The sequence below is a fragment of the Enterococcus sp. DIV0187 genome, from assembly GCF_051713785.1.
GTDB lineage: Bacteria > Bacillota > Bacilli > Lactobacillales > Enterococcaceae > Enterococcus_A > Enterococcus_A avium.
Genome location: NZ_JBIOQO010000001.1, coordinates 1,740,001 through 1,752,984, shown reverse-complemented (window position 1 = coordinate 1,752,984; position 12,984 = coordinate 1,740,001). Strand labels below are relative to the sequence as shown.

At 41.6% G+C, this 12,984-nt stretch carries 7 protein-coding genes, 2 rRNA genes and 1 pseudogene (1 of these 10 only partly in view); 5 read left to right on the top strand and 5 right to left on the bottom strand.

Features of this window, described 5'->3' with window-relative positions; all coding sequences use genetic code 11:
• Positions 1 to 21: 21 nt before the first annotated feature.
• A complete protein-coding gene (locus IGI52_RS08535; RefSeq protein WP_016181543.1) occupies positions 22 to 873 on the bottom strand; it encodes a MurR/RpiR family transcriptional regulator in 852 nt (283 codons plus the stop codon).
• Positions 874 to 1,014: 141 nt separating this feature from the next.
• On the opposite strand from IGI52_RS08535, the gene IGI52_RS08530 reads away from it, so the two are divergent.
• The gene (locus IGI52_RS08530) at positions 1,015 to 1,650 is read left to right on the top strand and encodes a VTT domain-containing protein (RefSeq protein WP_438781048.1); all 636 of its coding nucleotides are present in this window, start codon (positions 1,015 to 1,017) and stop codon (positions 1,648 to 1,650) included.
• Between the two features lie 49 nt (positions 1,651 to 1,699).
• Here the strand turns inward: IGI52_RS08530 and IGI52_RS08525 are convergent, their stop codons facing one another.
• The 4 genes from IGI52_RS08525 to IGI52_RS08510 form a co-directional block, all read right to left on the bottom strand.
• Positions 1,700 to 2,494 carry a metallophosphoesterase gene (locus IGI52_RS08525; protein WP_102871500.1) on the bottom strand — a complete coding sequence of 265 codons (795 nt, stop codon included), beginning with the start codon at positions 2,492 to 2,494 and terminating at the stop codon, positions 1,700 to 1,702.
• Positions 2,495 to 2,579: 85 nt separating this feature from the next.
• Entirely contained in the window at positions 2,580 to 3,587 is a 1,008-nt protein-coding gene (locus tag IGI52_RS08520) for a LacI family DNA-binding transcriptional regulator (RefSeq protein WP_016181546.1), read from the bottom strand.
• 133 nt (positions 3,588 to 3,720) lie between these two features.
• Entirely contained in the window at positions 3,721 to 4,380 is a 660-nt protein-coding gene (gene pgmB / locus IGI52_RS08515; RefSeq protein ID WP_137439798.1) for a beta-phosphoglucomutase, read from the bottom strand.
• Positions 4,373 to 6,658 carry a glycoside hydrolase family 65 protein gene (locus IGI52_RS08510; protein WP_438781046.1) on the bottom strand — a complete coding sequence of 762 codons (2,286 nt, stop codon included), beginning with the start codon at positions 6,656 to 6,658 and terminating at the stop codon, positions 4,373 to 4,375. The genes pgmB and IGI52_RS08510 overlap by 8 nt, the downstream gene beginning before the upstream one ends.
• Positions 6,659 to 6,881: 223 nt before the next feature.
• Between IGI52_RS08510 and IGI52_RS08505 the strand changes: the two are divergent.
• The 4 genes and pseudogenes from IGI52_RS08505 to IGI52_RS08490 all read left to right on the top strand — a co-directional run.
• A pseudogene (locus IGI52_RS08505) lies at positions 6,882 to 9,078 on the top strand (PTS transporter subunit IIBC).
• Between the two features lie 24 nt (positions 9,079 to 9,102).
• On the top strand, positions 9,103 to 9,918 hold the full coding sequence (locus tag IGI52_RS08500; RefSeq protein WP_127979422.1) for an endonuclease/exonuclease/phosphatase family protein: 816 nt from the start codon (positions 9,103 to 9,105) through the stop codon (positions 9,916 to 9,918).
• Between the two features lie 424 nt (positions 9,919 to 10,342).
• Positions 10,343 to 11,901: ribosomal RNA gene (locus IGI52_RS08495) — 16S ribosomal RNA — on the top strand.
• Positions 11,902 to 12,141: 240 nt separating this feature from the next.
• Positions 12,142 to 12,984 (top strand): 23S ribosomal RNA (locus IGI52_RS08490) (it continues 2,069 nt past the right edge of the window).
• The 16S and 23S rRNA genes sit together here, the layout of an rRNA operon.

Below are 12,984 nucleotides of genomic sequence, written 5' to 3'. Positions count from 1 at the left end.
TTTTGTAATGACTTCCTGCGGCTAAAAATATTTTTTTCGATATTCTTGGACGACCGCTCGTGTCGAATAAATTTTTTCAGCATTTTCTTTGTTGCGGCTGATATAGACATAGAACAATAAATCGATCGTAATGAACTGAGCCAAGATCGAATCTGTTGCGGCGCTACGGTAAGTTGCTTCGGTCGGACGTGAAGTTTGAAGACAAACGTTTGAAAGCTTGGCCAATGGATTTTGTCCGAACTGGGTCAGGGTAATGATTGGGATACCTAAGTCTTTGGCTGTTTCCGCTAAAGCGATCAGTTCGGAGGTCAATCCAGAATTTGAGACTAGCCAAATGACCGCTTCTTTTTGATGCAGGACTAGCTGCGGCAAAATGGTGTTATAATCTTGTTCGCTAATGACATTCTTCCCTAAACGGCTCCATTTTTGAACAATGTCAGTGGCTGCTAAACTAGAGGCGCCAATTCCTAAAACATAACAAAATTCTTTTTCTTCCAATAGTTTGCAGGCCTCGAGAAAAACCTCTTCGTTGAACAGAGCTGTTGTCTCGTCAATGGTGAAGCGAGCGTTGCTGGCTAATTTGTTTTTTAAACTGTGAAATGATTCGTCGTGACCGACATCACTGTAGGTATTATTGCTACGCTCCTGCATTGTTTCGGCAGAAAGCTCTATTTTAAAATCCGTTAGGCTATTGTAGCCCATCTTTTTTGAAAAACGAACAACCGTTGGTGCGCTTGCTCCAGAGGCTTCCGCAATTTCGTTGGCGGTCATACCTGAAGCTTTTTCACTATTGTCGCGAATGAATTGATAGATTTTTTTTTCAGCTGCAGACATTTCCTTCTGCATGCTTTTCATATGAGAAAGAACGCTCATAATGGACTCCTTTTAAACTTTTTTTCTATTATACCATTTTCCAAATAAATTTATTTTTTCTATAGAACGACAGATCCGTCTTTCTTTTTTCTTGAAAAGTCGTATGATAATAAATGAATCTTTTCTAAAGGAGTTTACTAGATGGCTTTGATTGATTTTATTTTGCATATCGATGCCCACATGGTGTCGTTGGTTCAGCAATATGGTGTTGGAATTTATCCAATTTTATTTGCAATTGTCTTTATTGAAACAGGTGTCGTGATCTTTCCATTCTTGCCTGGGGATTCATTTTTATTTGCAGCAGGCGCCTTAACTGCGTTAGGTGGAAATGTGCTGCATCTGCCATATGTGATTGCGATCTGTGTGATTGCTGCGATTTTGGGAGACACAATGAATTATTGGATTGGCCATACGATTGGCGTCAGAGCTTTGTATCATAGCCCGATTTCCCGCTTCATCAAAGAGGATAAAGTAAAAGAGGCGGAGAACTTCTTTAACGAACGTGGAAAATGGACGATCTTCTTGGGCCGTTTTATGCCATTTGTCCGCACGTTTATCCCGTTCATTGCCGGTTCAAGTAAAATGAATTGGGCCATTTTTTCAAGCTTTAATGTTTTTGGAGCTATCGTCTGGGGGACAGTGGTCACTCTGGCAGGTTATTTCTTAGGGAATATTCCAATTGTCAGTGAGCATTTTTCATTGATCATGCTAATGATTGTTTTTATTTCATTGGTGCCAATTATGATTCCGTATATCAAACAAAAAATCCGTGCATAAAAAAGAGTTTGAAGGTTCTCCGATACAGGAGGCGTTCAAACTCTTTTTTCTACAAATGGAAATATAAAATTTCGGGTATTACTCTGAAGCGTAGGGGAGGGCCTGTTGTTCCCAAACCTGTATTAACAACCAAGCTTGTTTGGGACGTTAAAGCATAAATGCCTTGATCATAGAGCTTTGACCCAAAATTTTTATACGGCAAGATCGGAAAACGAATTTGTCCACCGTGACTGTGTCCAGATAAGATCAAATCAAAACGATCAAGGTCTGACAAATGCTGGACTTGATCAGGCTCATGTACCATAAGGATTGAAAAACGCGCATCTTTGGGTTGCGTATTGTAGTCAGGTTGTCCTTCCTGACCATCATCGATACCAGTCAAACTTATTTGCTCTACCAGCGTACTTTGGTTGTTTAACAAAACGAAGCCGCCGGCAGCCAGTATTTCACTGACAGCGTCTTGTCCGTTGGAACGATAATCATGGTTGCCTAAAATCGCAAATTTCCCTTTAGGGGCGTTGATTTTAGTTAATTGTTGACTGATTATTTCACAATCTCGTGTTTCCCAATAGCGATAATTTTCAATTAAGTCGCCAGTGAATAATACGATATCTGGCTTTGCGGCGTTAAGTTTTTCGACGATTTTGTCAAAACGTTTTGGAGAATAAAAAGGGGAGAAGTGACTGTCGCTGATTTGCGCAATCATCAATCCTGTCTTTTTTCCTTCCTTGATATCTAGTGTTGTGTGCTTTGTGATCTTAAAATGCTTTTCGACCAATTGATAGGTGGAATATCGGCAATAGATCAGAAAGAGTACTGCGAGCACAATTAGGAAAAGAATCATCTATACCACTTTCTTTCTGATTTTTCGTCAGTATATCCAAAAGAAAGACCTGTCACAAGTTTGACAGGTCTTATTTAATGATTATTTAAATCGTACGGACTGTTTCACGTTGAATTAAATGATGTGGTACGACTAATTGAACACCCGTAGATTGCTTTTGGTCAATTTGTTCCATCAGTTTTTGTGTCCCTAATCGACCGAGATCTGAAATATCGATATCAATTGTCGTCAAGTAAGGATGAACTAATGTTGCAAAAATCGAATTATTGAAGCTGATAACTGACAGGTCATCAGGCACTTTATAGCCATGCAAGGTTGCCAGTTGGATCATCCGCAGCGCAAAAATATCATCGATCACCACTAACGCTGTTGCTCCAGTTTCTTCAATTACTTCAGGGAACCTCGTATAATCTTCAGGCTGCAACATCGTTAACGGTGGATGTGTGGGCAAACTTTGCAGCATCATCGCTTCTTGGTAGCCAAAGTAGCGTTCGAAGAAAATCACTTCTTGATTGACGTTGGAAACGAATAAAATATTTTTGTGGCCCTTTTCGATCAAGTGCTCTGTTGCTTGCTTGCCAAGTAACTGATTGTCATTATCGACATACAGGATATCTGCTTCTCTTTTTGGGGGACGCCCAATCAAAGTAAATGGTATTTTATTCTGATAGAGATATTCAGCAATTGGATCGTCCTTTTCTGAATAGGCTAAAATGAAGCCGTCAACTTGTTTTTGTCGATGCATCCGGGTGACGTTTTCTAGCAGTGTTTCACTATTATCCGATGAAGCTACAGCGGTCGTTACTTGGAAATCAGCCGCTGTTTCATTAACAGCATTCAGTAATTCTAAATAAAACGGGTTACCCAAGCGTTCACGGGAATTAAGCGGAGGCAAAATCACGCCTAATGAGTTTGCTCGCTGTTTTCCAAGATTTCGTGCTGTTACATTTGGAAAATAGCCCATTTCATCCATAATCTTACGAACTCGTTGCTTCGTCTCAGCTGAAATACTAGGGTGATCATTAATGACGCGTGAAACCGTAGAAGGAGAGACATTCGCTTTTTTTGCCACGTCTTTTACTGTAGATGTCATATTTCGCTCTCCTTTCTCATTAATTATTTTCAAACCATATACCATTCAGCCGTATAATGAATAGTTTTATTTTTGCGAATACCAAGTAAATTGGTAAAAGCAGAGGGGATACAATCTCATTACTAGTGAGTACTTATTTATCCCATTGTTTTTCCAGAAATGCTAGTGTTAATTCGGAAGTTGATTCTACCAAGGCAATATCATCACCTAATTGTTCTGCTTGTCCGACACCAACGGGAAGGGCTCCGCAGGCTTTGATGGCAGCTATACCAGCCTGAGCATCCTCAATTCCAATACATTCATCTGGATCTAAGCCTACCACTTGTGCTGCTAAAATAAAAATATCCGGGGCAGGTTTTCCAGCCGCGACTTTTGCCGGATCGGCAATTCCGTCAAAATAGTCGGTCAATGCCATTTGTTTTAGTAGAAAAGGACCGTTTTTACTAGCCGATGCCAAAGAAATCTTGATTCCGGCATTCTTTAATTCTTTTAACAGCTCTAAAATTCCGGGATAAACGTCTTTAGGTGAAACAGCTTGAATCATTTCAACGTAATTGTCGTTTTTACTTTTTGCCAATTGTTGGAATTCTGTTTCAGAAAAATCACTTTCACGTTTACCATGCTCAAGGATCAACCGTAAAGAATCTTCACGGCTGACACCTTTGAGTTTCTCGTTGAATTCACGGTCAATCGTAATGCCTAGCTCATCAGCCAATTTTTTCCATGCAAGGTAATGATACTCAGCGGTATCCGTAATCACGCCATCTAAATCAAATAGTACACCTTTAAACATTTGATTCCTCCTGTTCTAGCAGAACCGTGATTGAATCGCTCAAGATAATTTCTTTCTCATAAAGCATCATAGCTAAGGCAGCTCCATCTTTCAAGTCAATTTGTACTTCTTTTTGATTTACACTGACGGCTAACAGACGGCCACGGTAATTGATATGGAATGAATAATGATCCCATTCCTTTGGTAATAAAGGTGCAAAGCTTAATGTCCCAGTATTGGTTTTCATCTGCGCGAAGCCTTGGACTATAGCTAACCAGCTGCCAGTCATGGAAGTGATGTGCAAACCGTCGTCTGTATCGTTGTTGTAATTATCTAGGTCTAAGCGAGCCGTTCTTTGATACATTTCCATTGATTTATCTGTTAATCCAAGTTCCGCAGCCAAGATCGCGTGAATCGAAGGCGATAGTGAAGACTCATGGACAGTCATTGGTTCATAAAACTCGAAGTTTTTTCGTTTTTCTTCAAGTGTAAATTGATCGCCAAAGAAATAGATTCCTTGTAAAACATCCGCTTGCTTAATGAAGCAAGAACGTAAAATCTTATCCCAAGACCAATTTTGGTTCAACGGTCGATCTTCTGGAGACAAGTCAGAAACAGGCATTAAATCTTTGTCTAAGAAGGTATCATGCTGGACGAAAATACCTAATTCTTCATCTGTTGGGAAGTACATATGATCGATGATATCTTGCCACTTAGCTTGTTCTTCGTCAGAGATTAATACAGTTGCTTGGGCTTGATATTTACGATAATTTTCTAGTGTATAAGATAGTACCCAACTTGCTAAATAATTAGTGTACCAGTTGTTGTTAATATTATTTTCGTATTCATTAGGTCCTGTCACACCATGAATCATGTATTTTTGCTGACGTTTCGAATAATGTACCCGATCCGCCCAGAAACGAGCAATCTCTGTTAATACTTCAAGACCTTCTTTTTGAATATAGCTTTCGTCACCTGTATAAGTTGTGTAGTTATAAATTGCGTGAGCGATAGCCCCATTTCGATGGATTTCTTCAAAGGTGATTTCCCATTCATTGTGACATTCAACCCCAGTAAAGGTAACCATTGGATATAAAGCACCATTCAGACCTTGCTGACGAGCATTGTGCTGTGCCTGCGGCAATTGATTGTGACGATATTTTAACAAGTTTTTCGTTACATTTGGATCAGAAATACCCAGATACATTGGAACAGCGTAAGCCTCGGTATCCCAATAGGTTGCACCGCCATATTTTTCACCAGTGAAGCCCTTTGGTCCAATATTTAATCGTTCATCTTCACCGTAGTAGGTAGAGAATAGTTGGAAAATATTGAAACGAATTCCTTGCTGTGCCTCGTCATCTCCACCGATCAATACATCCGCCAATGCCCACCGGTTTGCCCAAGCCTCATTTTGCTCTGCCAATAAGTCTTCATAAGTAGCAGCGTAGTCTGTTAATAATGCTATGGCTTTTTCGCTTTGTTCTGTTTCTGGTACATCACGGCTTGTTAAGACCACAACTCGCTTTTCAAGTTGAATAGTTTGATTTGCTTTCAAAGCATAGGTGAAGGTTTCAGCAACTTCTAGCGTATCATCCTGTTGAAGTCCGATTGAAGAACTAATATGTTGCATAGCGCCAGTTACAGAGAATTGTTCGATGCCAAAATTATTTGGTACCGTCTGCGTTGTCAGAAAGCTGATATCTTCTTGGTGTCCGCGTCCTTTTTCCAACCAAAACATTTCTTCATAGTTACTGTCTTCGTTTTGAACATTATTGTCTAGTTTAGACACGACCTTTAGCTCTGCTTCGCCAATTAAACACTCTGCAGTAAGCCGAATCACCGCAAGTTCTTTTTTGACGACACTTAAAAAGCGCTCGAAAGTAAAACGAATTTTTGCATGATCAATTGTTACAATGAAGGTACGAGTAAGAACACCATTTTGCATGTTCAACTCCAAATCGAAATCTTCGATGTCCATCACTGCTAAATCAATCTCTCGATCATTTACGAATAACTTCATTTGAATGAAATCCAACGCGTTGATTACTTTGCCGAAATATTCAGGATAGCCGTTCTTCCACCAGCCAACACGGGTTTTATCGGGATACCAGATACCAGCAAGATAGGTGCCTTGATGATGGTCACCACTATATGTTTCTTCAAAATTTCCTCGCATTCCCATGTATCCGTTTCCTATACTAGTTAATGATTCTTGTAGGCGACGGTTTTCTTTATCTAACTGAGTTGTTCTAATCCTCCAAGGGTCAATTTCAAAGAGACGCTGAACTTTTTTCATAATAAGTCCTCCTTATGTTTTCTTACTCTCATAATAAACGCAACCGGTTGCGCGAGTCAAGCATTAGTTCACTGAATTGGAAAGATAAGTCCTTTCATAATTTTGGTACTTTTAAAAATATTTCAGCTGAAAGAGTTTACAAATTTTGTTTATGAGTATATAATGCAAATTAACGAAACCGATTGCACAAAATGAGTAATCGAAAAAAATAGGAGGAACAAATATGAAAGGGATCAAAAAGCTCTTTAGTTTTGAATTTTGGCAAAAATTCGGGAAGGCACTGATGGTGGTAATCGCGGTAATGCCAGCGGCGGGATTAATGATCAGTATTGGAAAATCGCTACCGTTAATCAATGAGAATCTCGGATGGTTAGTTACAACTGGTGGCGTAGTCGAAAATATTGGTTGGGCCATCATTGGAAATCTACATTTATTATTTGCATTAGCAATTGGCGGAAGCTGGGCGAAGGAGCGAGCTGGCGGTGCGTTTGCAGCGGGGCTATCATTCATTCTAATTAATCGAATAACTGGCTCGATCTTTGGCATCACTTCTGAGATGTTAGCCGATCCAAATGCAATGACTCACACCTTATTTGGACAAAAAATAATGGTTGATGGCTATTTTACAAGTGTTTTAGAAGCACCAGCATTGAATATGGGTGTTTTTGTCGGAATCATCGCCGGTTTTGTTGGAGCAACTGCCTACAATAAGTACTACAATTTCAGAAAATTACCTGAAGTGTTGACTTTCTTCAATGGGAAACGTTTTGTTCCGTTTGTTGTTATCTTGCGTTCAGTGATTGTTGCTTTGGTTTTAGCCTTTCTATGGCCGATTATCCAAACGGGGATCAACGAGTTTGGTAAATGGATCGCAAACTCTCAAGAAACTGCACCGATCCTGGCACCATTTCTAACCATTTCTATATGGAACGCTGGAACGATTACTCTTGCCGTTCGGGTTGCATCATATGTTGACAATTCCGATGAATTATACGCAATTGGGTGGTACTTACGAGATACTGACTGGCGCACAAGCTGGAAGTCAAGTATTAGGGCAAGATCCATTATGGTTAGCTTGGGCAACAGATTTAGTTAATTTGAAAAATGGTGGGGACATGTCTCAATATCAACATGTATTGACCCAATGGACACCAGCACGATTCAAAGTTGGACAGATGATCGGTTCTTCAGGTATCTTGATGGGCTTAACCTTAGCAATGTATCGAAATGTCGATCCTGATAAAAAGAAAAAATACAAATCTATGTTCTTATCAGCGGCAGTAGCAGTATTCTTAACTGGGGTAACAGAACCGTTGGAGTTTATGTTTATGTTTGTGGCTGTACCGCTTTATGCGTGCTATGCGGTGATTCAAGGAGCGGCGTTTGCAATGGCGGATTTAATCAATTTGCGTGTTCACTCATTCGGGAATATTGAATTATTAACCCGTGTACCGATGGCATTGCGAGCAGGACTTGGTAATGATTTACTTAACTTTGTATTAACAAGTATTGCATTTGGAGTATTTACTTACTTCTTTGCGAACTTCATGATTAAAAAATTCAACTTTGCGACACCAGGAAGAAATGGAAACTACGAAGTTGATAATGAAGAAGCAACTAATACTACAAGCGATGGATCAGTATCAGCGGACTCGCAAATTGTGAAAATCATCAATTTGCTAGGAGGCCCACAAAATATTACCGATGTGGATGCTTGTATGACACGCTTACGGGTGACAGTAGCTGATAAGAACAGCGTTGGCAGTGAAGAGGCTTGGAAAAAAGCAGGAGCGATGGGACTTTTAGTCAAAGACAACGGTGTTCAAGCTGTTTACGGGCCTAAAGCAGATATATTGAAATCAGATATTCAGGATTTGTTGGATTCAGGTGTTGAAATTCCTACAAGTGCTAGTCAGGAAGAGTCGACTGTACAGGAAAAGAACGCCAGCACATCGTTTAAAGGCTTGCATGCGGAGTTCGTAGCTCCAGCAAATGGTGAGATGATTCCGATCGATAAAGTAGAAGATGACGTCTTCTCACAAAAAATGATGGGAGAGGGATTTGCCGTTGTGCCGGAAAATGGTGAAATTGCTAGTCCAGTTGCAGGAACAATCGTGTCTGTATTCCCAACAAAACATGCTATTGGTATCAAAACCGATGATGACATTGAAGTGTTACTTCACATGGGGATTGATACGGTAGATTTAGGCGGCGAAGCATTTGAAATCAAAGTACGAGAAGGGGAAAAAGTCAAAGCGGGGAAAGTTGTAGCAACAGCTGATTTAGCGAAAATTCAAAAAGCCGGCAAAATGACTACGATGATCGTTGTATTTACAAATGGTGACAAAATTAAGGATTACCATTATGCTAAGACTGGACTCGTTTCTCGTGGGGAAACGATTGGAACAATCGACTATTAAAGTGAGGCGAGAGCAATCAAAGTATTGACCTTGAATACTCATAGCTGGATGGAAGGAAACGACCAACAGCAAATTGAGGTGTTAGCGAACCGTATTGCGAAGGAAAGCTATGATTTGATCGGTCTGCAAGAAGTGAATCAGCTTCTTGCAAGTCCGTTAGCAAACCTAGACAAATACTTTCAACCATCGAAAGAACAGGAAGCCATTCATCAAGATAATTTTCTATTTCTATTGACCGAGCGGTTGAAGGAATTAGGATGCAGCTATTATTGGAACTGGACGTATAATCACGTTGGCTATGACATTTATCATGAAGGCATCGGTTTGTTGTCAAAGACACCACTAAACGTGGAAAGCTTGTTGATTTCAGAAAGTCATGATCCGAGTGATTATCATACGAGAAAAGTGGTAATAGGTGAAACAATAATTAATGATCAAAAGATAATAGTAGTAAGCAGCCATTTTTCTTGGTGGCAAACGACAAAAAAAGCTTTTGCTTATGAATGGCGAAAGTTGGAGCAGTTTTTAGCAGAAAAACAAGGAAAACAGATCATTATGGGCGATTTCAATAATGACGCGAAAACAAGCGGTGAGGGTTATGATTTGGTCGATAAAAGTATTCTTGATTTACAGGATGCTTTTATTCATGCCAAAGTAAAGCTCGGTGAAAATACGGTTGAAGAATCAATTGATGGTTGGGCAGGAAATACGGCAAAATTGAGAATCGACTATATTTTTGCCTCTCGTAACTTCGAAATAGAAAGTTACCAAGTGGTTTTTGATGGGGAAAATGAGGTTGTAATTAGTGATCATTATGGTGTAGAAGCAACAATGGGCTAGCGAATTGCTAGTCCATTTTCTATTTATTTGAAATTATTTTGAAAAACGACTGAAAAGTATTTGACATTATTTTTCAATATGATATTATCAATAACGTTGCTGAAACATGTTGATACGACAATGAAAAATAATTGTTGACAAGCTTTTTGTTGAATGTTATTATTTCAAAGTTGTCAATTGGATTTCAAAACTTTTTCAAAATTAATTGAAAAAAGTTGTTGACTTTCAAACGGCAACCTGTTAAGATATAAAAGTTGCTGAAACAAAGCGACAAACAATGTAGACCTTTGAAAACTGAACGAATAAAACAAACCAAATGTGTAGGGCGCTTCTATTATATAGAAGCAAACAACATAGCAAGCAATATGCTAGCAAGTCAATTAATACAATTGAGCTTAACAGTCGCAAGACTGTTTCAAACACTTTTTATGAGAGTTTGATCCTGGCTCAGGACGAACGCTGGCGGCGTGCCTAATACATGCAAGTCGAACGCTTTTTCTTTCACCGGAGCTTGCTCCACCGAAAGAAAAGGAGTGGCGAACGGGTGAGTAACACGTGGGTAACCTGCCCATCAGAAGGGGATAACACTTGGAAACAGGTGCTAATACCGTATAACAATCGAAACCGCATGGTTTCGGTTTGAAAGGCGCTTTTGCGTCACTGATGGATGGACCCGCGGTGCATTAGCTAGTTGGTGAGGTAACGGCTCACCAAGGCAACGATGCATAGCCGACCTGAGAGGGTGATCGGCCACATTGGGACTGAGACACGGCCCAAACTCCTACGGGAGGCAGCAGTAGGGAATCTTCGGCAATGGACGCAAGTCTGACCGAGCAACGCCGCGTGAGTGAAGAAGGTTTTCGGATCGTAAAACTCTGTTGTTAGAGAAGAACAAGGATGAGAGTAGAATGTTCATCCCTTGACGGTATCTAACCAGAAAGCCACGGCTAACTACGTGCCAGCAGCCGCGGTAATACGTAGGTGGCAAGCGTTGTCCGGATTTATTGGGCGTAAAGCGAGCGCAGGCGGTTTCTTAAGTCTGATGTGAAAGCCCCCGGCTCAACCGGGGAGGGTCATTGGAAACTGGGAAACTTGAGTGCAGAAGAGGAGAGTGGAATTCCATGTGTAGCGGTGAAATGCGTAGATATATGGAGGAACACCAGTGGCGAAGGCGGCTCTCTGGTCTGTAACTGACGCTGAGGCTCGAAAGCGTGGGGAGCAAACAGGATTAGATACCCTGGTAGTCCACGCCGTAAACGATGAGTGCTAAGTGTTGGAGGGTTTCCGCCCTTCAGTGCTGCAGCTAACGCATTAAGCACTCCGCCTGGGGAGTACGACCGCAAGGTTGAAACTCAAAGGAATTGACGGGGGCCCGCACAAGCGGTGGAGCATGTGGTTTAATTCGAAGCAACGCGAAGAACCTTACCAGGTCTTGACATCCTTTGACCACTCTAGAGATAGAGCTTCCCCTTCGGGGGCAAAGTGACAGGTGGTGCATGGTTGTCGTCAGCTCGTGTCGTGAGATGTTGGGTTAAGTCCCGCAACGAGCGCAACCCTTATTGTTAGTTGCCATCATTTAGTTGGGCACTCTAGCGAGACTGCCGGTGACAAACCGGAGGAAGGTGGGGATGACGTCAAATCATCATGCCCCTTATGACCTGGGCTACACACGTGCTACAATGGGAAGTACAACGAGTCGCGAAGTCGCGAGGCTAAGCTAATCTCTTAAAGCTTCTCTCAGTTCGGATTGTAGGCTGCAACTCGCCTACATGAAGCCGGAATCGCTAGTAATCGCGGATCAGCACGCCGCGGTGAATACGTTCCCGGGCCTTGTACACACCGCCCGTCACACCACGAGAGTTTGTAACACCCGAAGTCGGTGAGGTAACCTTTTGGAGCCAGCCGCCTAAGGTGGGATAGATGATTGGGGTGAAGTCGTAACAAGGTAGCCGTATCGGAAGGTGCGGCTGGATCACCTCCTTTCTAAGGAAATAGTTCATCGAAGATGAACGTTACGGAAACTACACAGGAATGCTTTTATTCGTTCAGTTTTGAGAGGTTTACTCTCAAATCGTTCATTGAAAACTGGATACAGAAACAATTTTAAACAAACCGAGAACACCGCGTCGAATGAGTTTTTTAATAAGTTCAATTGCTTATTTATTACTAAGGAACATGATCGCTCATGGAAATTAGTAAGACCCTTGACGAAAGTCAAGATAAGGTTAAGTGAATAAGGGCGCACGGTGGATGCCTTGGCACTAGGAGCCGATGAAGGACGGGACTAACACCGATATGCTTCGGGGAGCTGTAAGTAAGCTTTGATCCGGAGATTTCCGAATGGGGAAACCCAGCATCTTTTATAGGATGTTACTTTTCAGTGAATACATAGCTGATTAGAGGTAGACGCAGAGAACTGAAACATCTAAGTACCTGCAGGAAGAGAAAGAAAAATCGATTCCCTGAGTAGCGGCGAGCGAAACGGGAAAAGCCCAAACCAAGAGGCTTGCCTCTTGGGGTTGTAGGACTCCGATATGGTAGTCCAGTGAGATAGTCGAAGGACCTGGAAAGGTCTGCTAGAAAGGGTAAAAGCCCCGTAGACAAAATTTGACTGGCACCTAGGAGGATCCTGAGTACGGCGGAACACGAGGAATTCCGTCGGAATCCGGGAGGACCATCTCCCAAGGCTAAATACTCCCTAGTGACCGATAGTGAACCAGTACCGTGAGGGAAAGGTGAAAAGCACCCCGGAAGGGGAGTGAAATAGATCCTGAAACCGTGTGCCTACAACAAGTTAGAGCCCGTTAATGGGTGATAGCGTGCCTTTTGTAGAATGAACCGGCGAGTTACGATTACTTGCGAGGTTAAGTTGAAAAGACGGAGCCGCAGCGAAAGCGAGTCTGAATAGGGCGAATGAGTAAGTGGTCGTAGACCCGAAACCATGTGATCTACCCATGTCCAGGTTGAAGGTGCGGTAAAACGCACTGGAGGACCGAACCCACGTACGTTGAAAAGTGCGGGGATGAGGTGTGGGTAGCGGAGAAATTCCAAACGAACTTGGAGATA